General features: G+C 60.1%; 26 protein-coding genes and 1 pseudogene. 5 read left to right on the top strand and 22 right to left on the bottom strand.

The window, feature by feature from the left end; all coding sequences use genetic code 11:
• Positions 1-29 precede the first annotated feature (29 nt).
• Complete coding sequence (locus tag ACZ9DP_RS04415; RefSeq protein ID WP_476200443.1) at positions 30-629, bottom strand: amino acid synthesis family protein; 600 nt, start codon at positions 627-629, stop codon at positions 30-32.
• A gap of 375 nt (positions 630-1,004) precedes the next feature.
• On the opposite strand from ACZ9DP_RS04415, the pseudogene ACZ9DP_RS04410 reads away from it, so the two are divergent.
• Positions 1,005-1,194 (top strand): annotated as a pseudogene (locus ACZ9DP_RS04410) (helix-turn-helix domain-containing protein); the annotation flags it as partial.
• A gap of 57 nt (positions 1,195-1,251) precedes the next feature.
• On the opposite strand, the gene ACZ9DP_RS04405 reads toward ACZ9DP_RS04410, so the two are convergent.
• The 8 genes from ACZ9DP_RS04405 to ACZ9DP_RS04370 form a co-directional block, all read right to left on the bottom strand.
• Positions 1,252-1,947 (bottom strand): GntR family transcriptional regulator, encoded by a 696-nt coding sequence (locus ACZ9DP_RS04405; RefSeq protein ID WP_239603095.1) that lies wholly within the window; start codon positions 1,945-1,947, stop codon positions 1,252-1,254.
• A gap of 143 nt (positions 1,948-2,090) precedes the next feature.
• Positions 2,091-2,975 carry a formyltetrahydrofolate deformylase gene (gene purU, locus ACZ9DP_RS04400; protein WP_476200442.1) on the bottom strand — a complete coding sequence of 295 codons (885 nt, stop codon included), beginning with the start codon at positions 2,973-2,975 and terminating at the stop codon, positions 2,091-2,093.
• A gap of 81 nt (positions 2,976-3,056) precedes the next feature.
• Positions 3,057-4,364 (bottom strand): type III glutamate--ammonia ligase, encoded by a 1,308-nt coding sequence (gene glnT, locus ACZ9DP_RS04395; RefSeq protein WP_074073143.1) that lies wholly within the window; start codon positions 4,362-4,364, stop codon positions 3,057-3,059.
• 81 nt (positions 4,365-4,445) lie between these two features.
• The gene (locus ACZ9DP_RS04390; RefSeq protein ID WP_283072892.1) at positions 4,446-5,774 is read right to left on the bottom strand and encodes an FMN-binding glutamate synthase family protein; all 1,329 of its coding nucleotides are present in this window, start codon (positions 5,772-5,774) and stop codon (positions 4,446-4,448) included.
• A 14-nt stretch (positions 5,775-5,788) separates the two neighbouring features.
• Entirely contained in the window at positions 5,789-6,475 is a 687-nt protein-coding gene (locus tag ACZ9DP_RS04385; protein WP_476200440.1) for a protein GlxC, read from the bottom strand.
• Between the two features lie 39 nt (positions 6,476-6,514).
• A complete protein-coding gene (locus ACZ9DP_RS04380) occupies positions 6,515-7,420 on the bottom strand; it encodes a class II glutamine amidotransferase (RefSeq protein WP_476200438.1) in 906 nt (301 codons plus the stop codon).
• 95 nt (positions 7,421-7,515) lie between these two features.
• On the bottom strand, positions 7,516-8,178 hold the full coding sequence (locus ACZ9DP_RS04375) for a helix-turn-helix domain-containing protein (RefSeq protein WP_074072553.1): 663 nt from the start codon (positions 8,176-8,178) through the stop codon (positions 7,516-7,518).
• Positions 8,179-8,402: 224 nt separating this feature from the next.
• Entirely contained in the window at positions 8,403-9,362 is a 960-nt protein-coding gene (locus ACZ9DP_RS04370; RefSeq protein ID WP_372416660.1) for a GlxA family transcriptional regulator, read from the bottom strand.
• A 97-nt stretch (positions 9,363-9,459) separates the two neighbouring features.
• Between ACZ9DP_RS04370 and ACZ9DP_RS04365 the strand changes: the two genes are divergently transcribed.
• Genes ACZ9DP_RS04365 through soxG form a run of 4 tightly spaced genes read left to right on the top strand, consistent with a single transcriptional unit; the run spans position 9,460 to position 14,499 of the window.
• Complete coding sequence (locus tag ACZ9DP_RS04365; protein ID WP_476200437.1) at positions 9,460-10,710, top strand: sarcosine oxidase subunit beta family protein; 1,251 nt, start codon at positions 9,460-9,462, stop codon at positions 10,708-10,710.
• Positions 10,711-10,734: 24 nt separating this feature from the next.
• Entirely contained in the window at positions 10,735-11,013 is a 279-nt protein-coding gene (locus ACZ9DP_RS04360) for a sarcosine oxidase subunit delta (protein WP_074072557.1), read from the top strand.
• Positions 11,010-13,973, top strand: coding sequence for a sarcosine oxidase subunit alpha (locus ACZ9DP_RS04355; protein ID WP_476200436.1), 2,964 nt, complete (start codon positions 11,010-11,012; stop codon positions 13,971-13,973). The genes ACZ9DP_RS04360 and ACZ9DP_RS04355 overlap by 4 nt, the downstream gene beginning before the upstream one ends.
• Positions 13,966-14,499 (top strand): sarcosine oxidase subunit gamma family protein, encoded by a 534-nt coding sequence (gene soxG, locus ACZ9DP_RS04350; protein WP_476200434.1) that lies wholly within the window; start codon positions 13,966-13,968, stop codon positions 14,497-14,499. The genes ACZ9DP_RS04355 and soxG overlap by 8 nt, the downstream gene beginning before the upstream one ends.
• A 371-nt stretch (positions 14,500-14,870) precedes the next feature.
• Here the strand turns inward: soxG and ACZ9DP_RS04345 are convergent, their stop codons facing one another.
• The 13 genes from ACZ9DP_RS04345 to ACZ9DP_RS04285 form a co-directional block, all read right to left on the bottom strand.
• Entirely contained in the window at positions 14,871-15,335 is a 465-nt protein-coding gene (locus tag ACZ9DP_RS04345) for a glycine-rich domain-containing protein (RefSeq protein WP_476200433.1), read from the bottom strand.
• A gap of 969 nt (positions 15,336-16,304) precedes the next feature.
• The gene (locus ACZ9DP_RS04340; protein WP_476200431.1) at positions 16,305-17,945 is read right to left on the bottom strand and encodes a phosphoethanolamine transferase; all 1,641 of its coding nucleotides are present in this window, start codon (positions 17,943-17,945) and stop codon (positions 16,305-16,307) included.
• Positions 17,946-18,083: 138 nt separating this feature from the next.
• A complete protein-coding gene (locus ACZ9DP_RS04335; RefSeq protein WP_476200430.1) occupies positions 18,084-18,215 on the bottom strand; it encodes a hypothetical protein in 132 nt (43 codons plus the stop codon).
• Positions 18,216-18,325: 110 nt separating this feature from the next.
• Positions 18,326-19,054 (bottom strand): SDR family oxidoreductase, encoded by a 729-nt coding sequence (locus tag ACZ9DP_RS04330; RefSeq protein ID WP_194730638.1) that lies wholly within the window; start codon positions 19,052-19,054, stop codon positions 18,326-18,328.
• 53 nt (positions 19,055-19,107) lie between these two features.
• Positions 19,108-20,124, bottom strand: coding sequence for a carbohydrate kinase family protein (locus ACZ9DP_RS04325; RefSeq protein WP_194730637.1), 1,017 nt, complete (start codon positions 20,122-20,124; stop codon positions 19,108-19,110).
• Positions 20,125-20,144: 20 nt separating this feature from the next.
• Positions 20,145-21,128, bottom strand: a complete 984-nt coding sequence (locus ACZ9DP_RS04320; RefSeq protein WP_476200429.1) for a hypothetical protein — start codon at positions 21,126-21,128, stop codon at positions 20,145-20,147.
• An 80-nt stretch (positions 21,129-21,208) separates the two neighbouring features.
• Complete coding sequence (locus ACZ9DP_RS04315; RefSeq protein WP_476200428.1) at positions 21,209-21,934, bottom strand: SDR family oxidoreductase; 726 nt, start codon at positions 21,932-21,934, stop codon at positions 21,209-21,211.
• A 12-nt stretch (positions 21,935-21,946) separates the two neighbouring features.
• Positions 21,947-22,717, bottom strand: a complete 771-nt coding sequence (locus ACZ9DP_RS04310) for an SDR family NAD(P)-dependent oxidoreductase (protein WP_476200426.1) — start codon at positions 22,715-22,717, stop codon at positions 21,947-21,949.
• A gap of 24 nt (positions 22,718-22,741) precedes the next feature.
• The gene (locus tag ACZ9DP_RS04305) at positions 22,742-23,803 is read right to left on the bottom strand and encodes an ABC transporter ATP-binding protein (RefSeq protein ID WP_194730634.1); all 1,062 of its coding nucleotides are present in this window, start codon (positions 23,801-23,803) and stop codon (positions 22,742-22,744) included.
• 10 nt (positions 23,804-23,813) lie between these two features.
• Positions 23,814-24,857: an NAD(P)-dependent alcohol dehydrogenase gene (locus ACZ9DP_RS04300; RefSeq protein WP_476200425.1), complete on the bottom strand. Its 1,044-nt coding sequence runs from the start codon at positions 24,855-24,857 to the stop codon at positions 23,814-23,816.
• 28 nt (positions 24,858-24,885) lie between these two features.
• Positions 24,886-25,125, bottom strand: coding sequence for a DUF2160 family membrane protein (locus tag ACZ9DP_RS04295; protein WP_283072904.1), 240 nt, complete (start codon positions 25,123-25,125; stop codon positions 24,886-24,888).
• A gap of 4 nt (positions 25,126-25,129) precedes the next feature.
• Positions 25,130-25,966 carry a carbohydrate ABC transporter permease gene (locus ACZ9DP_RS04290; RefSeq protein ID WP_476200424.1) on the bottom strand — a complete coding sequence of 279 codons (837 nt, stop codon included), beginning with the start codon at positions 25,964-25,966 and terminating at the stop codon, positions 25,130-25,132.
• Entirely contained in the window at positions 25,966-26,847 is an 882-nt protein-coding gene (locus ACZ9DP_RS04285; RefSeq protein ID WP_022712687.1) for a carbohydrate ABC transporter permease, read from the bottom strand. Before ACZ9DP_RS04285 ends, ACZ9DP_RS04290 begins: the two co-directional genes overlap by 1 nt.
• Positions 26,848-26,947 lie beyond the last annotated feature (100 nt).

The raw sequence follows: 26,947 nt of genomic DNA, 5'->3' as shown, positions 1-26,947 counted from the left end.
CTCGTTTGCATGACGCCAGCTGATCTTTCTCAGACGCCGGCAGGATTGGTGACGTCGTGGCCCAGATCCTTGAGGTCTTGATAGCGGTCGCCGATGCGATGGTGCGGACGCCCCCCGACGGACGCACCCAGCGCTACGACGATCTCGTCGGCGGCCGGGGCATCGGGAATGGCTGTCTGAATGGTCAGGTAATGCGAACGGCGGCCCTCGTCGTTTTTGTCCATCAGCGGGATCATGATCGGCGCATTGGCCGGGCCACGGGTATTGCAGAAGGCAAGATAAGACTTGGCGCCGACGGCATTGCGGTAGTGATTGCCAAAACGCAGTGTGTGGATCAGCGCTGAAGCGTGTTCGATTTCGCCGTCGAGACCGACGACCGCGGCCTTGCCATAACCTTCGACGGCTTCCCCCGAACCAACGGCTTCGATGATCATGCGGGTCAGCAATTCTCCGAGCACAGGGGCGCCCGCATGGATTTCCGGCTTGAGGTCCTCGACAAAGCCTTTGCCTGCCCATGGATTCTTAACCACCGCGAAAGCCGAATACAGTTTCAGCGGCAGCGGCGCGGTTTTTTTGCCTTCGATCAAGGTAGTTTCAACTTGCAACAGCGTCTTGCGTATCTGGATCATGCGGCGTCCTCAGCAACATATGGTGTTATGGTATGCCATAATATTAATTCGTCAATAGCCTTGTTCGAACAAGCGGCTGCGGCGTCTTCTTCAATCGATTTTGTATTTCGATCAGGTACTTAGAGAATTCTTGCTGATCCCGACGCCATATGCGGGTTCACAGAGGCGAGCCACTCCGCCTCGTTTAGAGCCGAATTTGCTCCTCGGCGCGTCTGCATCCGATCTCGAAAGCCGCTTGTTTCGCAGACTCCACATGATTGACAATGAGAGCTTCGGTCGGGACATGAGGATCCCGCCGAGCAGTCAATTCGAGACGTTCAAGGCCGATCTCGACGACGATCGCTGTCGATGAGGTGACAAAGTGGTGCGTGAACGCTTTGCAACAATCGCCGCACGGTGACGGCTCCGACCGCGCTCATTCTGGCGCGTGTTCGGCAATAGTCCTGATTTTTGGAGTCCTGATTTTTGGCTGAACCTGCAGCGCCGCACCGATTTGTGGGAGGCGATGTACTCTGCGCGTGAGATTGAGCCAATCGAACGCGTCAAACCTCATGCTTCCGCAGCGTGCGTAAGCAGCGGCGCCCGGCAACGACCGCTGTGCTTCACGTCAACGACGACGATGTCAGGCAGCCGGCGATTGGGCAGAAATCACGGCCTCGGCGATGGCTGCCGCACTTGTTACGTGGTCCATCGCAGCACGATAGGCGCCTTCACCATCGCCCTGCCTGATCGCCTCGATGATCCGCTCCATCTGTGCGGGACCCTCGACGTTGCGGTTATCCGTCTTGATCGTCATCGAGCGGAGATGATTGATCCTGACAGTCAGAAGATTGACAATACCCCAGGCAACGTGGCGATCGACCTTGCTGAAGAGCACCTGGTAAAAGGCCGAGGTACTGGCCAGGACGCCCGGCATGTCTTTTTCGCGGTAGCACTGGCGAATATCGTAGAGCGCCCCCTCGAGCGCTTCAACGATTGTAGAATCGTGACGCTCGGCGCACAGGCGCGCCGCCATGCCCTCTAGCGCTCCGCGTATTTCATAGATTTGTCGCGCTTCATCAGCATCGAGCCGGGCTACGATCGGGCCCTTGTTCGGAAGATTTGCAACAAGGCCTTCCGACTCAAGATGCCGTAGCACCTCGCGAACAATCGTTCGGCTTACGCCAAGCTGGGCGCAGAGATCTCGCTCCACCAGACGATCACCGGGCTTGAAATGACCGCTGTCGATCGCCTCGCGAACCTTGTCCAGCGCCAGTTCGCGCAGGGTTTTCGCGGGCCGTTCCACTTTGATCGTCGAATCTTTCAAACCAACCGCCATTGTCCGCCCCTGTCATGATATGCCATGCTCGCCGGCCTCGCCTAGAGTATAAGCCGACCACACCATATTATGGCGTACCAAATACTTATCGACAGGGTCGGACGATTGCAACTGGCGGCGCAGTTATTCGCGCACGCTGCATTTTACCCCATGCGCTCGGACGCGTAGCTCCCCGGGCTTGGCGGAAAGACGATGGTGCGGTTGCCGTTGATGAAGGTGCGGCGATGGATATGCGCGTGTATGGCGCGCGCCAGAACCTGCGCCTCGACGTCGCGGCCGAGCGAGACATAGTCTTCAGGGCTCTGGGCATGGGTGACGCGCACCGTGTCCTGTTCGATGATAGGGCCTTCATCGAGGTCTGCGGTGACATAATGAGCCGTCGCGCCGATCAGCTTTACGCCGCGACCGTAGGCCTGCTTGTACGGATTGGCGCCCTTGAAGCTCGGCAGGAAGGAGTGGTGGATATTGATGATCTTGCCTGACATCTCGATGCACATGCGATCAGAAAGGATCTGCATGTAGCGTGCGAGCACGATGAGTTCGGTGCCGGTTCCTTCCACGAGGTCCATGATCCTGGCTTCCGCCTGCGGCTTGTTCTCCTTGGTCACCGGAATATGGTGGAACGCTATATCATGATTGACCACTACTTTCTGGTAGTCGAAATGGTTGGAGACGACGCCGACGATATCGATCGGCAGTGCGCCAATTTTCCAGCGATAGAGAAGATCGTTGAGGCAATGGCCAAAGCGCGAGACCATCAGCATGACCTTCATGCGCCGCGAGCCATCGTGGACCTCAGCTTCCATCCGAAACTTTGCGGCGATCGGCTTTAGACCTTCGGCAAGCTCCGCAAGACCGAGGCCCTCTTCCGACAGGAAGCTGACACGCATGAAGAAGAGACCGGTATCGAGGTCGTCAAATTGCGACGAGTCGACGATGTTGCAGCCGGCGTCCGCCAGGTAACCGGACAAGGCGGCCACGATGCCGCGCGTTGATTTGCAGGTGACCGTCAGGATGAATTGCGTCATGGCAGGCTCTCTTGCAGCGATGTCAAAAAGACACCCGTGCGCAGCGCGGGTGGAAGGCCGCGAAGGGCAGCGGGGAAAATATCAGACGTCGAGGGTCGTTTCATGCTCCCAGGCGGTAAACTGCGAGCAATAGGTGTTCCACTCGCCCTGCTTTAGCTTCAGATAGGCCGCCGAGAACTCCGTGCCGAGGGCGGCTTGCAGCTCGGTGTCTTTCTCGTACTCGCGAAGTGCATCCAACAGGTTGAGCGGGAGTTTGGGGGCATCGGTTACAGTATGTCCGTCGCGGTACATGTCGATATCGTGATGCGGCCCCGGATCGGCGTTGCTGCGAAGGCCAGAAAGTCCCGCCGCGATGATGATTGCCTGCAGCAGATAGGGATTGACCGCACCGTCGGGCAGCCGCAACTCGAAGCGGCCGGGGCCGGGCACGCGCACCATATGGGTGCGGTTGTTGCCGGTCCAAGTCACCGTGTTCGGCGCCCAGGTCGCACCGGAGATCGTCCGCGGCGCGTTGATGCGCTTATAGGAATTGACGGTCGGATTGGTCACCGCGGCCAGCGCCGAGGCATGTTTCATGATGCCTCCGAGGAAGGTCTTGCCCTTGGCGGAAAGACCAAACGGCATTGCTTTGTCGGCAAACGCATTGTTTCTACCCTCGAGGTCCCAGACGGAGATATGGGCATGGCAGCCGTTGCCCGTCAGGCCCTTGAAGGGCTTCGGCATGAATGTGGCGCGAAGACCGTGTTTCTCGGCAACCGACTTCACCATGAATTTGAAGAAGGAATGCTTGTCTGCCGTCTGCAGCGCATCGTCATATTCCCAATTCATCTCGAACTGGCCGTTGGCATCCTCATGATCGTTCTGATAGGGCTTCCAGCCCAGTTTCAGCATGCAGTCGCAGATCTCGGCGATGACGTCGTAGCGGCGCATGACAGCCTGCTGGTCATAGCAGGGCTTTTCGGCATTATCGAACTCGTCGGAAATCTTCGAACCATCTGGCGAGATCAGGAAGAATTCCGGCTCGACACCGGTCTTGACGCGCAGGCCCGCCCTTTCAGCTTCGCCAATCAGTCTCTTGAGGAGAACCCGGGGAGCCTGCTCGACCGGTTGGTCTTCCATGACGCAGTCGGCTGCGACCCAGGCCACATCTTTTTTCCAGGGGAGCTGGATGACCGAGGATGCGTCCGGAATGGCGAAAAGATCGGGATGGGCAGGCGTCAGATCGAGCCAGGTGGCAAAGCCCGCAAAACCGGCGCCGTCTTTTTGCATGTCTGCGATCGCCTCGGCCGGCACCAGCTTGGCGCGCTGGCCTCCAAACAGATCGGTAAAGCTGATCATGAAATATTTGATGCCGTTGTCCGCGGCATATGTCGAGAGATCCAGTGTCATGTCATTCCCCTTTTTGTATTCAGACACTCAACGGAAACGAGCCGCATCCTCCCAAATGCGGCTCGCTATTTTGATGCGGTTTCACAAACCTCCCTTGCCCGGATACCAGCTCGTCCCAGCGAGCGGGATCTGCGCCATGGCAGCCGCTTCCATGGTCAGCGCGCAAAGATCTTCCGGCTCCAGGTTGTGCAGGTGGTTCTTGCCGCAGGCACGAGCGATGGTCTGGGCTTCGAGCGTCATGACCTTCAGATAGTTGGCGAGGCGGCGGCCCGCGGCGATCGGATCCAGTCGAGCCGCCAGTTCCGGATCCTGTGTCGTAATACCAGCCGGGTCCCTGCCTTCGTGCCAGTCATCATACGCGCCGGCTGTGGTACCGAGCTTTCGGTATTCGTCTTCCCATCTCGGGTCGTTGTCGCCCAGTGCAACCAGCGCCGCCGTACCGATGGCAACGGCATCGGCACCGAGTGCCAGAGCCTTTGCGACGTCCGCACCGGAACGGATACCGCCCGATACGATCAGTTGCACCTTGCGATGCATTCCCAGATCCTGCAGGGCCTGGACTGCGGGGCGGATACAGGCCAGAATCGGCATGCCGACATGTTCGATGAAGACGTCCTGCGTGGCCGCAGTGCCGCCCTGCATGCCGTCGAGGACGACGACATCCGCGCCGGCCTTCACCGCCAAAGCCGTATCGTAATAGGGGCGCGCGCCGCCGACCTTCACATAGATGGGCTTTTCCCAGTCGGTGATCTCGCGCAGTTCCATGATCTTGATCTCAAGGTCGTCCGGGCCGGTCCAGTCTGGATGGCGGCACGCCGAACGCTGGTCTATGCCCTTGGGGAGGTTGCGCATGTTGGCGACGCGATCGGAAATCTTCTGGCCAAGCAGCATGCCGCCGCCGCCGGGCTTTGCGCCTTGGCCGACAACCACTTCGATGGCATCGGCGCGACGCAGATCCTTGGGATTCATGCCGTAACGCGACGGCAGATACTGGTAGACCAATATCTGTGAATGGCCGCGCTCTTCATCGGTCATCCCGCCGTCTCCGGTGGTGGTGGAGGTCCCGGCAATCGTCGCCCCTCGTCCGAGCGCTTCCTTGGCATTGCCGGACAGGGCGCCGAAGCTCATGCCGGCAATGGTGATCGGCGTCTTGAGGTGAATGGGCTTCTTGGCGAAGCGCGTGCCGAGGACAACCGACGTGTCGCACTTCTCGCGGTAACCCTCGAGCGGATAGCGCGAAATCGACGCGCCGAGAAACAGCAGATCATCGAAATGCGGAACCTTCCGTTTGGTGCCTGCGCCACGAATATCGTAGATCCCGGTCGCCGCAGCGCGGCGGATTTCCGCCAGCGTATAATCGTCGAAGGTCGCGGACTTGCGCGGCGGGGTATAGGGGTTGTGATAGCTCATGATGGTCCCTCGCCTTAATACGCGTCGGCCTTGTCGATATTGAAATTGTAGAGATTGCGGGCCGAGCCGTAACGCTTGAATTCCTCGGGCCTCACTCCGGTCACGCCCGCCTTTTCGAGGAGTTCGGCCAGCTTCGTCAGATGCTCGGGCCGCAGCTCCTTTTCGATGCAGTCGGCACCCAGGCTCTTGACCGAGCCGCGCACGAAAAGCTTCGCCTCGTAGAGCGAATCGCCCAGCGCATCGCCGGCATCGCCGAGCACCACCAGATGGCCGGATTGGCCCATGAAGGCGGACATGTGGCCGATATTGCCATGAACGACAATGTCGATGCCTTTCATCGAAATGCCGCAGCGCGACGCTGCATTGCCCTTGATGACCAGTAGGCCGCCACGGCCCGTTGCGCCCGCATACTGGGAAGCGTCGCCTTCGATCACGACTGTGCCCGACATCATGTTTTCCGCCACGCCCGGGCCTGCCGAACCATGAACGGTAACGGCTCCGCCGTCGTTCATCCCGGCGCAGTAATAGCCGACGGACCCCTTCACATCGACCGTGACAGGCGTATCGATGCCAACGGCAACCGAATGGCTGCCGCGCGGATTGACGACCTCGAAGGAAAGATCGTTCGAACCCTGCTGGATGCTGTGCAGGGCGCTGTTGAGTTCACGCAAAGGGGTGATGGCGAGATCAATGACAGGCATGTTTTCAATAACCCTTGGAGAATGCGCAGGAGGTGCCGCTCAGGCGGCTTTCTGGTGATCCCAGAAATAGACGGTTGCAGGCTCAGGCTCCCAGACGCGCGCCGTTTCGATGCCCGGCAGGTTGACGAGCGCCCGGTATTCGGAACCGAAAGCGACGTACTGGTCCGTTTCGGCCATGACAGCGGGCTTGCAGGCAATCGGATCGCGCACGACGCCGAAGCCGGATTTGGTGCCGACCACGAAGGTGAAGAAGCCGTCGAGGTCGTCGAGCGCACCGGTCAGCGCCTGCCCGAGATCCTTGCCCTTGGCCATTTCGGAGGTGAGGTAGGCAGCTGCAACTTCCGAGTCGTTCTGGGTTTCGAAGGTCATGCCCTCCCGCACCAGCTCGCGGCGCAGGTTGTTGTGGTTCGACAGCGAACCGTTGTGCACCAGGCATTGATCGGAACCGGTCGAAAACGGGTGTGCACCAAGCGTCGTGACAGCCGATTCCGTCGCCATGCGTGTATGGCCGATGCCGTGCGAGCCGCCCATGGAGCGGACGCTGAAACGGGCAACGACATCCTTCGGCAGGCCGGTTTCCTTGTAAATCTCGACGCTGTCGCCGGAGCCCATGACACGCACATCGGGCCGAAGCGCGGTTAGAAGCGGCCGGATCGCCATAAGTTTGTCCGCAGCGATCGCAATGACGGCATGGGTGCTCTTGATGCTGACGTTCGCCGGTATTCCGGCTTCTGCCAAATCATTTTCAAGGCCGGCGAAATCCGCCTCCGGCTTGGCCGACTGGATCGTCACCTTCGCTGTTCCCTCGGCAGCCGAGCCGTAGATTGCGATTCCGGCAGAGTCCGGACCGCGATCCGTCATGGTGATCAACATTTCCGAGAGCAGCTGCCCCAGCTGGGGCTCGAGGCTCCGGTCTTTGAGAAACAGTCCAACAATGCCGCACATGACCTGGCAACCTCCGTTCGTGTCTGAACGAGTGCTACCAGAGGGTTTGGCGATAATCAACTATGAAGAATAATTTTTTCTTTTAAGGCAATAAACTAGTCGCTGACGGCCTTCTGCTGCGGATAGGAAATGATCGAGAGATAGCGGCAGGGGAGCTTGACGAGTTCCTCCGGCCCATGTGGCGCATCCGCGTCGAAGAACAGGCTGTCGCCGGGTTGCATCCGGTAAAGGGCGTCGGAATGGCGGTAGACCACCTCCCCCTCCAGGAGATAGAGAAACTCCATTCCGTCGTGCTGGAAGGTGGGAAAGACGTCGGATTCGACAGTCAGCGTGATCAGATAGGGCTCGACCGTGACGCCGCTGGTATTATTGTCTATATGGCCGAGCAGGCTGTATTGATGTCCGGCGCGCGTGCCGCGACGCTCGATATTCACCCCTTCACCCGCCTTGACGAAGGTTGCACTCCGTGGCTCCTCGAAGCGGCGAAAGAAGGCGGTAATCGGAACGCCGAGCGCCCTGGATAGCGTTTGCAGTGTCGTCAGCGACGGCGAAATATTGCCGTTTTCGATCTTCGACAGCATACCGAGCGAAATGCCCGTCGCCGCAGACAGGTCGGTGACGGTGATGCCGAGCTTCTTGCGGAAATTGCGGACCTCGTGTCCGATCGCCATCTCGAGATTGTTGACGCGCGGTTCGCGAACCGCGTGCGGATTCTGATCCAGTGCTACGGCGTTTTCGATCTGTGTCTTGGAAGGCATGATGTCTCCGGAGAAAGCAATATTTATCTTCTCAGGAAATCTTTCACGATTCAAAGGAAAAACCCACGCCCTTTTTTCAACGCGCATGCGACAGGCCCGTGCTTGGATGCGTTCCAAAAACAGGCCGGCCTTACAGAGAAAAACGCGCTCGGGTGGGTGTCGGACATTTCGGAGCCGACAGCTTGGGACTGACCGCAATAGGCGCGAACCACTCTCCTGTTGTCCTACCGCCGCGCATCCGTCGGGTTTTCACCGAACGTCGCTTTGAACGATCTGGAGAAATGGCCTGGACTCGAAAAGCCGGTGGCAAAGGCGATCTCCGAAATCGACAGCGGGCTTTGCTCCAGCAGCCGGCGGCTGTGCCGCAGGCGGATCTGCCGGTAAGTGTCGAGGAAGGTCATGCCGCGATGCTTGAGAAAGAGGCGATCGAGATGGCGCGCGCTGATACCGACAAGGCTTGCCATCTCTGCACGGCTGAGCGGATTTTCGATCGCAGTCTCCATTTTCTCCAGCACGGCGAGAAGCGCCGGGTGATTGGTCCCGAAGCGGTTGGCGGCCGATGCCCGCTGCGGATCGCTCGGCTCGGCGACGGCAGTATGCAGGTACCAATCGCTCACCCGGCGGGCAAAATCGGCGCCCATCCGCTCGGAAATCACGGCGTGCATCATGTCGAGCGGTGCCACCCCTCCGCCACAGGTCACGCGTGCACCATCGATGACGAACCGCGCCTGGCGCGGGGCGAGATGCGGGAATGCCTCTTTCAGAACGGGGGCATGTTCCCAATGGATCGTAAAATCGGTGTTGTCGAGCAGGCCCGCCGATGCCAGCACGTAGGAGCCGCTCGATATGCCGCCGATCCGCACGCCATTGCGTGCGAACTTCCTCAGCGGCGCATGCAGGGAGGCACTTGCGTACCAGTCTTGCGGATCGCCGCCGGCACAGACATAGATCGTATGACAGGTGCCGCCGGCCTCCGAAAGGCTGTTGCAACTGATCGTCAGGCCGGACGAACTGCGAACCGGAAGACCATCTGCCGATAACGGGATCGCTTCGTAAAGAGCACTTCCGGCAATCAGGTTTGCCGCCCGCAACGGCTCGGTCGCCGAGGCGTAGGACATCAGCGCGAAATTCGGCACGAGGACGAAGCCGATCCGCTGAAGGTTCTTCTGGTCGCCAGCGCTCATGTCCTAAAATTACATCATAATGTCCCAAGGATGCAACGCCGGATCACTTCCCCATGCTATGAGACCGGCAACAGGTCTTTCTTGGAAAGCGGTATCGATGCGCTACTCGGCACTGTCCATCTTCTTAAACGGGCTTTTCGGCAACAGGAACTGGGCGCCCGCCTGGCGGCAGCCCGAGCCTAAGCCGCATTACGACGTGATCATTGTCGGCGGTGGCGGACACGGCCTTGCTACGGCCTACTACCTCGCCAAAGAATTCGGCATCACCAATGTGGCGGTGCTGGAGAAGAACTATGTCGGTTCCGGCAATGTCGGCCGCAATACGACGATCATCCGCTCCAACTACCTGCTGGCGGGCAACAATCCGTTCTACGAGCTTTCCATGAAGCTGTGGGAGGGGCTCGAGCGGGATTTCAACTTCAACGCCATGGTGTCGCAGCGCGGCGTGCTCAATCTTTTCCACTCGGATGGGCAGCGCGACGCCTATACCCGCCGCGGCAACGCCATGCGGCTGCACGGCGTCGACGCCGAGCTTCTCGACCGCGCTTCGATCGAGAAGATGCTGCCCTTTCTCGACTACGACAATGCCCGTTTCCCGATCCAGGGCGGCCTGCTGCAGAAGCGCGGCGGCACCGTTCGCCATGACGCGGTCGCCTGGGGCTATGCGCGCGGCGCCGATCAGCGCGGCGTTGACATCATCCAAGGCTGCGAGGTGATCGGCATCCGTCTTAGCAACGGGCAGGTCATCGGCGTCGAAACCAGTCGCGGCTTCATTAGCTGCGGCAAGCTGGCGCTCGCAGCAGCCGGCAATTCTTCGCAGGTCGCCCGGATGGCCGGCCTGAAGCTGCCGCTCGAAAGCCATGTGCTTCAAGCCTTCGTCTCGGAAGGCCTGAAGCCTTTCATCGACGGAGTGGTCACCTTCGGCGCCGGACACTTCTACGTCTCGCAATCCGACAAGGGCGGCCTCGTCTTTGGCGGCGACATCGACGGCTACAATTCCTATGCCCAGCGCGGCAATCTGGCGATGGTCGAACATGTGGCGGAAGCCGGAAAGGCGATGATCCCGGCGCTGTCGCGCGTCCGGGTGCTGCGCTCCTGGGGCGGCATCATGGACATGTCGATGGACGGTTCGCCGATCATCGACCGGACCCATGTCGACAATCTCTACCTGAATGCCGGCTGGTGTTACGGCGGTTTCAAGGCGACCCCGGCGTCGGGCTTTTGCTTTGCCCATCTTCTCGCCCGCGGCGTGCCCCAGGAGACGGCGACGGCCTTCCGGCTCGACCGCTTTCAGCGCGGCTATCTCATCGACGAAAAAGGCCAGGGCGCCCAGCCCAACCTTCATTGATTTCGCGGATCAAGGACATTCGAAATGGCAAGTCTCGTGCCCTGCCCGCATTGCGGGCCAAGACCCAAAGAGGAATTCACCATCAAGGGCGCTGCCCTTGCGCGACCGACGCCCGATGCCGGTCCTGACGATTGGTTCGACTACGTCTATCTGCGCGACAATCCCCGCGGTGCCTACGAGGAATATTGGCATCACACGTCCGGCTGCCGGCGGTGGCTGGTCGTCGCCCGCGATACGGTGACCCATGAGATCGCCGCATGCCGCGACGCTGCGTCTGGCGAGAAGGAAGGTACAGGCGCATGACATCCTACCGTTTGCCGAAGGGCGGGCTGATCGACCGCTCCAAGTCGCTGTCTTTTACCTTCGACGGCAAGGCGATGCAGGGCCTTGAGGGCGACAGCCTCGCCTCTGCACTGCTTGCCAACGGCCGCCAGTTCGTCGGCCGGAGTTTCAAATATCACCGGCCGCGCGGCATCCTGACTGCAGGCGCAGCCGAGCCGAATGCGCTGATGACCATCGGCCGCGGCGGCCGCACCGAGCCGAACACGCGCGCCACCATGCAGGAACTCTATGTCGGCCTCGAAGCGAGAAGCCAAAACCGCTGGCCGTCGCTCGACGTCGACATCGGCGCGCTGAACAGCCTTCTGTCGCCCTTCCTCGGCGCCGGTTTCTACTACAAGACCTTCATGTGGCCTGCCTCGTTCTGGGAAAAGATCTACGAACCCTTCATCCGCAAGGCCGCCGGACTGGGCAAGGCAACATATGAAACCGATCCGGACGCCTATGATAAGTGCTGGGCACATTGCGACCTGCTCGTCATCGGTGCCGGGCCGGCGGGGCTGGCTGCCGCCATCAGTGCCGGCCGTGCCGGCGCCCGCGTCATTCTCATCGACGAGCACTCGGTTGCCGGCGGCGCGCTTTTGAGCGAGACCGCATCGATCGGCAGCAAGGCGGCAGCCGATTTCGCAGCCGACTGCATCGGCGAACTCGAATCCTTGCCGAATGTCACCCTTCTGACCCGCACCACCGTCTTCGGCTGGTATGACGGCAATGTCTTCGGCGCCGTCGAGCGGGTGCAAAAGCATCTTTCCGAACCGCAGCCCAACGTCCCTGTGGAACGTCTCTGGCGCATTGTCGCCAAGCGCAGCGTTCTGGCGACGGGAGCGGAAGAGCGTCCGGTCGTGTTCGGCGGCAACGACATTCCGGGCGTGATGATGGCGAGCGCCATGCGCCACTACCTTAACCGTTATGCTGTTGCCCCCGGCAAGGCGACAGCGATCTTCACCACCAATGACAGCGGCTATGCACTGGCCCGCGATCTCGAAGCGCACGGCATTCAGCTTGCCGCCATCGTCGACAGCCGCGAGGACGGCGGCAGCGGCTACTTTGGCCCGGCGCGCATCATCAGGGGTGCCGTGGTATCGGATGCCAAGGGCGGCAAGGCGTTGAACGCAATCGATATCCGCTCAAAGGGCCGCACGGAACGGCTGAATGTTGATGCCCTGGCCATGGCAGGCGGTTTCAGCCCGATCATCCATCTTGCCTGCCACCGCGGCGGCAAACCGGTCTGGTCGGATGACAATGCAGCCTTCCTCGCACCGGGCAATCTGAACGGGATGGCACTCGCCGGCTCCGTTTGCGCCGTTGGCGGCCTTGCCGCCTGCCTTGCGGACGGCGCGCGGCAGGGCGCGGCCATGGCAGAAGGGCTTGGCTTCAAGGCGGCAGCCGCTGAGTTCGGCGCGGTGGAGAACGATATCCTCGCCCCGCCTGAAAAGGCGGTCTGGTCCATAACCGGCGTCAAGGGCAAGGCCTTCGTCGATTTCCAGAATGACGTGCATCGCAAGGATCTCTGCCTTGCCGTCAGCGAGGGTTATGGCCATGTTGAGCTTGCCAAGCGCTACACCACCAATGGCATGGCGACGGATCAGGGCAAGCTTTCCAATATCAATGCCATCGGACTTCTGGCTGAAGCGCGCGGCGTCTCGCCGGCAGACGTCGGCACGACGACTTTCCGGCCATTCTATACGCCTGTCTCCTTCGGGGCGCTGACAGGCGCCTATCACGGACATCATTTCCAGCCGGTGCGCAAATCGCCGCTGCACGGCTGGGCGGAAAAGAACGGCGCCGTCTTCGTCGAGACCGGTCTGTGGTATCGCTCCTCCTGGTTCGCGCGAAAGGGCGAACATATATGGCGCGAAAGCGTCGACCGAGAAGTGCTGAACGTGCGGCGGAATGCGGGGCTGTGCGACGTCTCAATGCTCGGCAAGATCGAGATCTGCGGCAAAGACGCGGCACAATTTCTGAACCGGATCTATTCCAATGGCTTCCTGAATTTACCGGTCGGCAAGGCCCGCTATGGCCTGATGCTGCGCGAGGACGGCATGATCTACGACGACGGCACGACGAGCCGCCTTGAAGAAGACCGCTTCTTCATGACGACGACGACGGCCTATGCCGCAGGCGTCATGAACCACCTGGAGTTCTGCGCGCAGGCGCTGTGGCCGGATCTCGACGTTCGCCTCGCATCGGTCACCGACCAGTGGGCGCAGATGGCGATCGCCGGGCCAAAAGCCCGCTCTATTCTCCAGAAGATCGTCGACGACGACATCGCCGACATTGCCTTCCCCTTTCTCGCAGCGAAAGATATCTCACTTTTCAACGGCACGCTTCACGGCCGCCTCTTCCGGATTTCCTTCTCGGGCGAACTTGCCTATGAGCTTGCGGTGCCGGCCGGTTACGGCGAAAGCGTTGCCGATGCCCTGATGGACGCCGGGAAAGACGATGGCATCATGCCCTATGGCGTCGAAGCGCTCGGCGTCATGCGCATCGAAAAGGGCCATGTCACCCACAACGAGATCAACGGCACCGTCGTTCCGGCCGATCTCGGTTTTGCAAAAATGGTTTCGTCGGTAAAGGTCGATTTCATCGGCAAGGCCATGGTGGGGCGCGACGGCCTTGCGGCCGGCGACCGGCCGCGCCTGGTTGGTGTTGTGCCGCTCGATCCCAACCAATCCTTCCGCACGGGTTCCCACATCCTCACCAAGGATGCGGCTGCAACGCTCGAAAACGACCAGGGCTACGTCACTTCAAGCGCGTTTTCACCCCATGTCGGATCGACCATCGGTCTTGCCCTCGTCAAGCGCGGATCCGAGCGGCACGGCGAAGAGGTGGTGGTTTGGAACGGCCTGCGCAACGAATTCACCCCCGCGCGCCTGTGCAATCCGGTTTTCTTCGATCCGCAGAACGAGAGGCTCCATGTCTGATTTCCGCCCGACCCTTCGCCCGGCGCTCGGCGCCAAACCGGCGATCTCTTCTACTGCCGTCAGCCTCTCTCCGCTTCCCGAAGGCGTCATCATCCATGTGTTGGCCCAGCCCGGCGAACGCGATATCGCGTCCTTCCTCGACGGCCTCGCCAAAGGGGCCGCCCTCGCCGTCCGTTCTGTTTCGCCCGGACAGTGGTTCATCGTTGGCGAAGAACCGATGGCATATCAGGACATGAAGGATCTGTTCGATGGGCTCGGACCGCGCGCAACCGGCGTCGACCAGAGCCATGGACGCGTGCGCATCCGGATCAGCGGCAAGTTGGCCAGGCGCGTCCTTTCGAAAGGCACGGCGGTCGATCTTGCGCCCGGCTCATTCCCCGTCGGACAATCCGCAACGACGTTGGTCGGCCATATCGCGGCCCATATCACCTGTGTCGATGCCGACACATTCGAGATTATCGTCCTGCGAGGATTTGCCGAAAGCCTGTGGGACGACCTCGCGCGCATGAGCGCAGAATTTGGCTGAGCGCAGGTTTGTCAGGAATACCAAAGGAAGGCATGGCCTACCAGCACCATGCAAACTCCGTTTGAGGCTTCGCCATGGCGGCCGGCAATCAACATCGTCGGCTCAGTCACCCCCTCCACATCCACCTCCACTACATCCGCAGTCACCGTCCCCGGAAGATGATCCTCCGCTTCCGCCTCCACCACACCCGCTTGCGTTTTGCCTGTCCCTTCGAGGCCGGCGGACGGGAAGCAACATCGTAAGAGCAAAGAAGGCGGCGATGCCGGCGAGCACGGGCGCCACCGAAGAAAAGCTTCCTTCAAAACTCCATCCCGCAAACAGCACCAGAATGGCAAGCCAGCCAACGATACCGAGATGGCTCCTGGTGACGCTCAGGGATCGCCACCAACTGCGGATCGCCGGGCGTCTTTGAAGCGGATCTGCTCGTCCGGCCAGATGTCGAGGGGCGGCGTCATGTTGAACTCCTCCCGATATCGCACCTTCGTGCGTCGGTAGCAGTTGCGATATTTGGCACTTTCAACAGCGCCACCCTCGGTCGGGTCGTGATGGATCTCTCTCCCCAACACGTCACGGCAGAAGTCGATCCAATAGTCGCGCGTATGGATGAGATGCAGGTGCCATACCTCATCGACTTCTTGCGAAGGCGTCAGCGTCTCCTCCGATACGCACATCAGATAGATAAACCTCTTGTATTCTTGAATGACGCGTTGCGTAAATTCGGATGACCAACCAGTTTCGCGCGCAAGCCTGGCCGAGAAGGGCATGCTGACGCCGGGTTGATCGAGGCTGTAAGTTTCAAGGCGGTTCCAGAGGTCGGGATCGCTCGTTCTGCTCATGCTGTCCTCGTCAGCCATGGTTCGACGACAGAATTATAGCACATCCGTGGATTGCACCTGGGTCGGAGTCGAGGTCTGGCTCCTATCGTATGCGGCAAGGCTCGTTGTCAGATGAACATGCCGGGGCCAGACGTCACGCCCTCCTGGAGCTGTCGCTCGACAGGTTCCCAGGCGTTCGGACCTTAGTCCAAGTTGACGGCATTTCAATCGCGGCTAAATTGCCTTGGGCGGAACTGACCGGGGGCGGTTTAAGTGCTGGGGGTATCATTCAAGGAAAGTGACCTGCGCTTGATGTCGGGCGCGGTCCAAGCATGGTACAGACACTTTGGCTTGGCACCAGAACCGAGATGCTCTGCCTTGCTGTGCAGTTCGGTGATTGATCTCTTCAACCAGGGTCATGGTTCCGTCGAAGATCTGACAGCCCTCTTAATCGCACTTTACGATGGACCGAAATCCATGGAGCGCTCCACGACATCTACCAAAGCTCACTAGCACTTGCTGGCGACCGTCGATTCGCTCGCGGACAGATCGAAGATCTTTCGGACCGAGCCAGACGATGTCGTCGCCGTTCCGTCCGAAAGCATGCCCGTTCTCCTGACGCAGGACGAAATCGATTTATTCGTGACGGCTTCACGGCAAACGGCAAGGAGGTGTAACGCCAGCGGTCCAATGAGCGATGATGCTGCCATTTTAACGGCTCACGGGAAAGGATGGAACTTTTCATCCTCCTCAATGTTTGCTGCAGTGGATGACGTGGCGCGTTCTCCTCCCTTACGCGAGTCGCGTGATCTAAGTGCTACGGGAGATGGTCCCTCCCTCTCCAGGCACACCCAAGTGGACAAGGGCTCGTCTTCCTCCACGACTTGAGGCGAGCCCTTGTCGCATTGCGGCTCTGCCAAATGATCACGAGCCCCGAACCGTTACGCTACGCGCTTGATCCGGATCTCCCTCTTACCCGGCCATGGAAACCTACCTTGCATCAGCGAGGTTGGTGCCTGGTCGACGACATTTCGCGAATATGTCGAGTGCGGGATCATAAACCTTTGTCGACACGTCCATGAGACCGAGAACACTGTGAAACAAGTTGTCATGGGAGTTGGGAAGCGCTGCATTCCGATCCAGGCATCCCATGTCAAACCCACCCGAGCGCTGCAGGTCATCCGCGATCCAAACGAGGAATGGGACATGGGTTTGCTGCGACGGCGCGAACACATATGGCGCGCCATGCAAATAAAGGCCGTGCTCGCCAAGCGATTCGCCGTGATCTGAAAGGTAGATGACCGATCCGGCAATCGTGGAGGAGCGCGCCTTCAGTCTATCGATCACCTGCGACACGATGTGATCGGTATAGAGGATCGTATTATCATAGGCGTTCTTGATTTCCTGCGCTGAGCAAGCGCCGAAGTCATTTGCCCGGCAATCTGGTAAAAAGTGCCTGAAATCGTTTGGATATCTCGAGAAATAGGCCGGGCCGTGGCTTCCTAGCTGATGCAGGATCAAAACACTATCGCCCTTGACGGTGCTAAGCCACGAATCCATGCGATCGAGAAGAATGGCGTCCAGGCATTCGCCGTCCTTGCAAAACCTGGGGTCGGCAGAACTCGGGAGGAATTGGTAAGCGACGCGGTCGGTCACGTGATAACTGCCGGTATCATTGTCAAACCACGACACTGATACGTTTGCATGGGTTAGGACATCGAGCACGTTCTCTGTCTCAAGGCCCTTGCGATGTGTGTAGGCGCGGCGTGGATAGACCGAAAACATGCACGGTATCGAGACGGCCGTGGACGTGCCGCAGCTCGTCGTGTTTGGAAAGTAGACGACGCCGCGCTCGCGGAGCTCCGGGTTCGTATCCCTGCCATATCCGCCTAGCGAAAAATCGTCTGCCCGAGCGGTTTCTCCTGCAACGATGACCGTCACTCGCGGCTTTGGCCTCAACCCGGTGCGATGTGCGTCCACTCCCAGTGGGTGCGCGGTAACCTCGGCATTCTGGGTCGCGTCTATTATGAACCGAACGGCGCTCGATATCGGAAAGAAGGGATTGAGTGGATCGAGGATGTCCCGGTGCGCCCGGCCGACCCCGGCAAAGGTTCGATAGTCGCAGGCGGCCGCCAGAGCGAAGATCCCGATGCATCCGACGATTATTGCGCTGTTGTGCGCCAGTTTCGCCAAGAAGGGCCGATGCGCGACCCTTACCCAGACAACGACCAGCGATGGAAGGATTCCGGTCATAAGGAGATGGGTGGCGAAGCGCAAGGTTAAGAGGTGCCCCGCTTCAGCACCCGTAGAGACGGCGGCGTTTCGAATCATCTCGCGATCAACGACCACACCGAACTGATCGGTGAACCAGGACGCCGCAGACGCGGTTAGGATAAAGAAGATCAAAAATATCCTGGTTACATATTTCGCAGAAAAGGCCGTGACTATGGCCATGCTCATCGCCGAGATACCGACGGCAAAAAGAATGAAGGCAAAGTGATCCTTTGCCAAATAACCGAACGCCTTGGTCCAGAATGTCCAGTTCGTGACAAGAAGCAGATACAGGGTCGTGACAGCGCAAATTGTCACGCTTCCGACCGTGGGCCGATAGCAATGCAAGACTTTGTTCATCCTAATGCATCCAACGCGCTCGATGTCCCGGCGCGGCGCAAAAGATCGGAACTTCCGGGCTAAGGATTTCAGGCATGGGCGCTCCAGAGTGGGTAGCGCCTAGGTGGCTGAAGAACCTGACAGAGACCTGAACAGACGTCAGGCGACGGCATTGCCGACGCCGGTCTCCTCCTCAGCGCCCGCCGCGTGCGACGCTTCAACGACGTGTTCGATCCGTTGAGCGATGCACTGGCGCATATCCGCCGTAGCGGGCATCATCGCCAGCAACATTCGAAAGCCCATGGATGGGATTGGAAATCAACCCCGGTCCCGGTTCGAGCTTCAGCATCCTGCGCCTGGTATCATCGCGCGAACTATCTGGCCAAAGATCGACTGCGCAGTCAGATATCGAAATTGGTCGGCAGCACAACGACATCGCGAATTGTGACATTTCGCGGCCTGGTCAGCATGAAGATGATGGCATCGGCCACCTCCGACGGTTCGATGAGGCTTCCGGATTCCTTCGCCTTTTGGAGATTTTCTTCTGGCCAGTCGGCAAGCAGCGCGCTGATCACCGGTCCGGGCGAAACCGAGCCCACGCGGATGCCCTTCTTGTTGACCTGGCGCCGCACGGTCTGAACGAAGCAGGTCATGGCCCATTTCGAAGCCGAATAGACGGGCTCCCATGGAACGGGATAATGCCCCGCCACTGAACTTGTGACGATAATGTCTCCCGAGCCGCGCGCGATCATGTGCGGCAGAACATCATGGACGTTCTTCATGACTGCGTTGACGTTGAGGTTGAGCATTCGGTCAATAACGGCGGTGTCGGCCTCGATCAGGTCACCCCCGATGTAGGTGCCTGCATTGGCGTGAAAAATATCGAGCTGGCCGGTCAGTTTCTCGATAGACGGCATCAGGCTCGCGCAACTGGCTGGATCGAGAAGATCGATCACCAGGGGGATTACGACATTACCGAGCTCGTCGCAAACTGCGTCCAGAGCCTTCTGGTCGCGATCGACGAGCACCACGCGCGCGCCCTCCGCAACCATCGCCCTCGTGCTCGCCAGTCCGATGCCGGAGGCCGCACCCGTAACTGCCGCCACCATACCTTCCAATTGCTTGACCATGCTCGTCTCCTTCTGCGTCAGATCACATTCTGCAAATCCAGCGGCCACCTCACTCAATGGCTTCCCCACTGGCTTGCCGTTTCGAGGCATTGCTTCCACTCAACGACACCGTCAGTCGTGCCCGCGCTCCGCAGCGAACAGGCGGCCGCCGCATGGCCGAGCCAAAGACAGTCCTTGATTGCCCAGTCTTCGTGCAGGCCGTACATGAAGCCTGCCGCGAAGGCATCGCCCGCACCGTTCGGTCCGACAATCGCATTGCGAGGTATCTTGACGGAGGGCACGAAGATCTTCTCTCCTGACCGCGTGACGGTGATCGCGCCTTCGGGAAAGTGGACGGTGATAAGCCGCATCGCGCCCTGCTTGAGAATGACGGCCGAGGCCGCCGCGCACGCATCAACGTCAGTCCTGCCGTCCCGAGTGGTTTCCATCTCTGCAAGCGCCCCGATCTCTTTGTCGTTGACAATGAGCGTATCGAGATGCGGTAGGCAGGGCAGGATCAGGCCGCGCAGGCGTTCCGGCGTGACCGTGCAAAGTTCGAGATTGGTCTCAAGACGAGCGGCGCGAGCGGCTTTGAGCACTGTCACCCAGCCGTTGGCATTGTCGCCCCAAGGTGCATCCATCGTGGGATGGATGCCGGGAAGTCCGAGATGCAAGAAGCGCGCGGTGGTTCCAGAAAAATCGAAATGATCCGGCGAAAGCAGCGCCGAAACGCCGATCTCGGAAATATGTGTGCGCAGTCCACTTGCCTGCGAGATGAAGGCCTCGGTCGTATGGGTGCTCGCCTGGTCGCTGACATGCATCTGCCGACGGTCGAGACCAGCTCGCTCGGCTTCGGCGATGAGCTTGCGGCCGGCCTCGTCGTTGCCCACCAATCCAATGGTTTCGACCGGGATTGCCGGGTCGAGCCTCTTGATGTCGATGGCAAGATTACAGGCCGGGCCGCCGCCGCGTTCCTCGAGCCCCCAGGCGATACCGACGCTGTCTTCCCTTGGCCATGCGTCTATCCTGCGATTTCGGTCGAGGCACCAGGTCCCGCCGGCGATGAAGCCCCGCCTGCTCGTTCCGGCCATGCTCTCCTCCCTTGGCGGTGTCAATTCATCAAAACCTTTTCGGTGATGACCGTGTCGTCGGAGAGTGTCCGCATCGGCTGCTGACCGCCTGCCTGCAGTGCGCCGTGATAGGCCCTGACCGCCTCCTCTGGTCTGAGATCACCATCTGCTACGGCACGCATGAATTTCACCATGGCGAGCGGGTCTTCGGCGAGATTGATCTTGCGACCGAAAAGCGCCACGCGGGCGCCGTATTTCTCCGCCTGGTGGATGAGTTCGAACGTGTCGCGCGCAGTACCCGCCCCGCCGCCTAGCACGCCGACGATCAGGCTCGGGTCGTAGGACGTGAGCTCCTCCAGCGCCTTCGGGCCATTGAACGGAATCTTCAGGAATTGCGGCCGCTGCGCACGTGTCAGCCCGGCCAGCGCCCGGCATATGCAATCATTTACGAAATGTGGTTGGAGGTCAGGCGAAATACCGGTGTCGACGTTCGGATTGAAGACTTCCAGGAAATAGTTAAAGCCGTGGTCGTGCGCGTCCTCTACGAAATCCAGGAAGGCGAGCAGCGAATTGTAGTCCGCGTCGAGATCGTTGTTGAAGGTGATCGAATAGAGGCCGAGATCTGTATGGCGCCGGTTGACCGACAGAGAAGCAGTGCGATAGGGCCGTGACGGCTGAGAGGCATAGGTCGCGCCGCGTCCCACCCAGATATCCGTCGCATCATTGGCGCGAATGGCGGGTTTTACATTGCTGCCTGCGTAAGCGCCGCTTTCCGTCAGCAGTTCGAGATTGGAGGCGGAGGTCAGCATGATATCGACGATGTCCTGTGTGACCACGGCCTTGATCTGGTCGAGGAATTCCGCCCGCGTCCGGTAGCGCGTGTAGGAGCAGTCCTTCTCGAGCTTCGGGCCGCAGGATGGAATGCTCGGCCCCATGTCGCCATCCTTCGCGTCCGCGATGATGAAATCCGTTCGCTTGTAGTTGCCGGCCCTGATCTTGGCGATTTTTGCGTCAAAGCGTGTCATGCGCTGATCCTTGAAAATCTGAGGCCGCCAGACCGGCGGCGGGAAGGTTCACAATTTGAGGCATCTGCCTCGCAAAACCGTCAGGCGATCATGTAACCACCATCCACAGGCATCGACAGGCCGTTGACCATTGCTGCCTCGTCAGAGAGCAGGAAAAGAATGACCTCGGCAATGTCTTCGGGTTCGGCGAAACGGCCGACCGGAATGCGATTGAGCATGCCGGCTGCCTTTTTTGGATCGCTCCAGGCCTTGATGGCCATGGGGGTGAGCGTCACGGTGGGATGCACGCCGTTGACGCGGATGCCCTTCGGCGCAAGTTCCTTGGCCATTACCCGGGTCAGCCCGTCGAGAGCGGACTTGGAAGCGCAATAGGCCGCGTGATCGGAAATACCGACAAAGGCGGCGACGCTCGATACGTTGACGATTGCGCCTTTCCGGCTGTTCTTCACCATGTCGCGGGCGTATTCCTGCGAAATGATCATCGGTGCCCTCGTATTGACGGCATAGAGCAGATCGAAGTTCTCGACCTTGAGATCGAGAAAGGACTCAAGCTCGGTCGTGCCCGCACAATTAATCAGAAAATCGGCCGGTAGGGCCTCAAGGGCTGCAGCGCGCGTCGCGTCCGGATCGGCAAGATCGACCGCGATTGGGATACATCCGATTTCATTCTTCAGATCCTCAAGATCGGCCGCCGAGCGCGATAGCGCGGTCACCTTGGCCCCCCGCTGCGCCAGCATGACGGCAGTCTCCCGGCCGATGCCCTTGCCGGCGCCGGTCACCACCACATGCCTGTTTGAAAAATCCATCGCCAATACCTCCTACCAGCAAGTGAAGCCGCCGTCAGCCTTGACGGTCGCGCCAGTGATCAGGCTCGATGCGTCGCAGGCGAGAAAATGCACCACCGACGCAATCTCATGGGGCTGGCCCATCCGGCCCATCGGCGTGTCACGGATCCAGATGTCCATCATCTTCTTGTCGACCACAGTCTTCGTCATTTCGGTTTCGATATAGGTTGGTGCGACGGCGTTGACGCGAACGCCACGGTCGGCCCATTCCACGGCGAGTGAGGCGGTCAGGTGGTGGACGGCGGCCTTTGAGGCGTTGTAATAAGTCTGCAGCTGTGGACGGTTGACGATATAGCCGGACATCGAACCGATATTGACGATTGCACCACGGCCGGCCTTCAGCATGTAGCGGCCGAAGGCGCGATTGCACCAGAAGACGCCGTTGTAGTTCACATCGTTGACATTGAGCCAGAGTTCGTCCGGCGTATCCTCTGCGGCCGTACCGGTCCGGGCAATGCCTGCGTTGGCGACCAGCACGTCGATGCGGCCGTGCTTTGCGAAGATATCCGCAGCGGCTTTGTCGACGGCTGCGGAATGAGTGACATCGAGGACCAGCGCATCGGCTTCGACACTCTTGCCGGCCAAGGCCTGCCGGCCCGATTCGGCGAGCGCTTCGTCGCGATCGATGATGACGATTCGGGCGCCTGCCTCGGCAAGCGCTTCGGCGCAGGCAAGGCCAATACCGCGTCCGCCGCCGGTCACCACAGCGGTTTGGCCATCCATCCGGAATTTCTCGAAGAACATGTCTTGCTCCGTGGCTATGCAGAATTAGAGACGCCGGCCGCTCTTGGCATCAAACAGATGCACCCGGGCCGGGTCGATCCGCAGCGAGATAGCCGCGCCCGGCAGCGCGGCGATGCGGTCGCGAACGGCCGCCATGATGGCATCGCCGCCGAGATGTGCAAAGATCTGTGTTTCCGAGCCGGTGGGTTCGAGAACCGAGATCGTCGCAGGCATTCCGTCGGGCCGCACATCAATATGTTCTGGACGGATGCCGTAGATGACAGGCTCGCCGTGGCTCGGCGTCCCCTCTGGCACCGGCAGCACGGTGCCCTTGTTGCTGACAAAGGCCAGCCGGCCGCTTTCCATCGACAATCTGCCGGGAACGAAATTCATCGACGGCGAGCCGATGAAACCTGCCACGAAGACATTGGCCGGGCGATCATAGAGATCGAGCGGCGCGCCGATCTGCTCCACCCGTCCGTCGCGCATCACGACGATCTTGTCGGCCATGGTCATGGCCTCGATCTGGTCATGCGTCACATAGATGGTGGTCGTCTTCAGCCGTTGGTGAAGTTCCTTGATCTCGACGCGCATGGTCACGCGCAGCTTGGCGTCGAGATTGGAAAGCGGCTCGTCGAACAGGAAGACCTGGGGATCACGGACGATCGCGCGTCCCATGGCGACGCGCTGGCGCTGGCCGCCCGAGAGCTGCTTCGGGTAGCGATCAAGCAGTTTGCCGAGATCGAGAATTTCGGCCGCCCTGCGGACCTTCGCTTCGATCTCGCTCCTCGGCGCGCCCTTGAGCTTGAGAGGAAAGCCCATATTGTCTGCCACGGTCTTGTGCGGATAGAGCGCGTAGTTCTGAAACACCATGGCGATGTCACGGTCCTTGGGAAGGACGTCGTTGACGACCCTGCCGCCGATGGCGACCGTGCCGCCGGAGATCGTTTCAAGCCCTGCGATCATCCGCAGCAGGGTGGACTTGCCGCAGCCCGACGGCCCGACCAGCACGACGAATTCGCCATCGGCAATGTCTATGCCGACACCGTGGATGACCGGCAGCGCACCATAATTCTTTGTAACGTTCTTGACGGTGACGTGAGCCATATGAGTTCCTCTATTGCGGCAGTGCGATCTGCATCTTGACTTCGCCCTTCGCAGCGGAAGCCGCGATCTCGAAAGCCCGAACGCTTTCGTCGAAATCGAACGTACGGGTGATGAGCGGTTTCACGTCGATCGCCCCCGATGACAGCATGGCCACGCAGCGCGGAAAGACATGGGCATATCGGAAGACATGCTCCACGCGCGCCTCGCGCACCATGGCCTTGCCGACATCGTAGTGGATCGGATGGACCTGCGAACCGATGAAGACCACACGACCGCCGGGTGCCAGCGGGTCGAATACGCCCTCGGCACCTCCGGGATGGCCCGAGCACTCGAAAACGATCTCCACGCCCCAGCCGCCGGTGGCGGCAAGGATTTCCCTGGCCAGTTCCTGCCGCGCAACGTTGACCGGTGAGATTGGACCGAGCTTGGCGGCAAGCTCCAGCTTGGCGTCATCGATGTCGCTTACGAACACCCGCGCGCAGCCGGCCGCGACAGCCGACAGCGCTGTCACCAGGCCGATCGGACCAGCGCCGATCACCAACGCTATGTCGCCCGGCCTGACCTGCGCCTTGGTGGCCGCATGCACACCCACTGCCAGCGGTTCGACCATGGCGGCTTCGGCGAAGGAAACGTTGTCGGGCAGCTTGTAGGAGAAATCGGCCGGATGGACGACCGTCGGCCTGAGTACGCCATGGATGGGCGGCGTCGCCCAGAAGCGGACTGCCGGATCAATATTGTAGAGGCCAAGGCGCGTCGCGCGGCTATTGGGATCGGGAATGCCCGGCTCCATGCAGACCCGATCGCCCACCTTGAGCGACGTGACCTCGGCACCGGTCTCGATCACGGTGCCGGACGCCTCGTGGCCGAGGATCATCGGTGCTTTCACCTGGAATACGCCGGTGCCGCCATGTGTATAGTAATGCACGTCGGAGCCGCAGATGCCCACGGTGTGGAGCTTGATGCGCACGTCGCGTCGGCCGAGCACCTCGTCACGCTCGATCGGGAAATCGCGCAGCGACAGCTTCATCTTCTCTTCCAGTACCAGCGCTTTCATTGTCTCTGTCCTATTGTCTCAAGAAGCATCAGCCGCGCCATACGATCAGGACCCCGAGCGCGATGGCCAGGACGTGGCAGACCGTCAGCGGAATTGATTGTTCGAGGAACCGCATCCAGAAGAGTTCGAGCGCGACGAACAGGTAGATGCCGACGAAGACGCGGTCGAACCAGTTGGTGATGATCGGCAGAAAGCCTGTCCGCTCGGATTTGCGGCCCGCCACTTCCGGTTCGGCATCGATCTGTCCGGGGTCAAATGGCTCTTGCATCGCTCTACTCCTTGACTGCGCCGAAGGTGAGACCTGCCACGATATGCCGCTGGACCACTGCGAATATGACGAGGGCGGGGATGAGCGTGATCACGGCGATCGCCGCCATCGCCCCCCATTCCGTTCCCGTTGTCGTCACATATTCCGAAAGGCCTGTGGTGATGGTGCGCGCGTTGAAGCTGGTCAGGGTCGCGGCAAGCAGGAACTCGTTCCAGGCGAAGACCCAGGTGAGGATCAGCGTGACGGCAAGGCCAGGCCGTGCAAGCGGGAAGATGACTTCGTGGATAACCTGCCACGTCGAGGCACCATCGACGGTCGCGGCCTCATCGAGTTCCTTGGGAATTCCGTCGATGGTGGGCCTCAGCGTCCAGATCGCGAAAGGCAGGTTGAACGTGCAATAGAGCAGGATCATGCCGATCTTCGTGTCGTAAAGCTTCCAGTCGCCGAACGTGATGATCTGGGTGAAGAGCAGGAAGAAAGGCAAAAGAAACACCGCCGCCGGCGCCATGCGGTTGGTGATCGTCCAGAAGAAGATGTTCTCCTTGCCTGCGAGGTCGAAGCGCGAGAGCGCATAGCAAGCCATGAAGGCCAGCACCGTGACCAGCACGGCGTTGCCGCTGGATATGATCATCGAATTGAGCATGTAGCCGCGCAGCGTCTCATTGCCCAAGACGTTGACGTAATTCTTCCAGTAGATCACGTCGAGAAACAGGCTCGGCGTCGTGAAGAGATCGACCGCCGGCTTCACCGAAATGACGAAAAGCCAATAGATCGGGAAAAGCGTCAGCAGGCTCAGCAACAGCCAAAGCGCCACGTAAAGAAGGGGATTGCGGCCCTGCATCAGAATGTCCTCTTCCGTTCGCGTCGAGCCACGAGGGCGACATAGAGCAGCCAGCACATCACCAGGGTGAGGTAAAGGACGATCACCGAGATCGCGGCGCCATAGCCGTAGTCGGTTTTTGGGAAGACGATCTTCCAGATGTGCAGCCCGACATAACGGGTTGCGGCTCCCGGCCCGCCCGAGGTCAGCATCCAGACTTCATCGACAGTGCGCAGCGCATCCATCAGGCGGATAAAGACCGTTGCGAGAATTGCCGGTCGGATCATCGGCAGTGTGACGTGCCAGAAGATCTGGCGGCGGTTGGCGCCATCAATCTGCGCCTGTTCGAACGGCTCTTTCGGCAGGGCGAGCAGTGCGGCAAGCAGTGTCAGCGTCACCAGCGGCGTCCAGTGCCAGATGTCCATGATGACGGTCAGGGTGAAAGCGGTGGTGGCGTCGCGGCCGATGTTGAGATCGTATCCGAACCAGTTTCTCAGGAGATAGGGGATGATGCCGATGCTGGGCGTCGTCATCAGGCGCCAGACCGAGCCGACGACGATGGGCGCGACGATCAGGGGCAGTGTGTGGATCGTGCGGAAGAAGCCCCGTCCAGGAAATTCCTTCATGAAGAGCTGGGCGAGGAGATAGCCCAGCGCGATCTCGCTCAGCACCGCGAAGAATGCGAATTTCATGGTAAAGGCGATGGAGGTCAGGAATTCGGCGTCGAAGACAAGGCGGCGGAAATTGTTGGCGCCGTTGTAGATCATGTCGGGGCTGGCGCCGAACGGGTTCCACTGGTGGAATGCCACGTAAAGCACGTAGATGAAGGGTATGATGCCGAAGATGCCGAGGATCGCGATCGTCGGGGCGAGCATCAGCCAGCCGACAGTGTTTGAACGCATGAATTCCGTGCTCCCGAAAGATATCCGTGCAGATCAACAGCCTGCACTAACCGGCAACTGCGCCCGGGTGGCGGTCCTGGGAGAGGCCACCCGGACGCAG

The organism is Rhizobium sp. USDA 4016, assembly GCF_056279705.1.
Note: the sequence above shows the minus strand (reverse complement) of the source record. Positions and strands in the feature narration are given on the sequence as shown.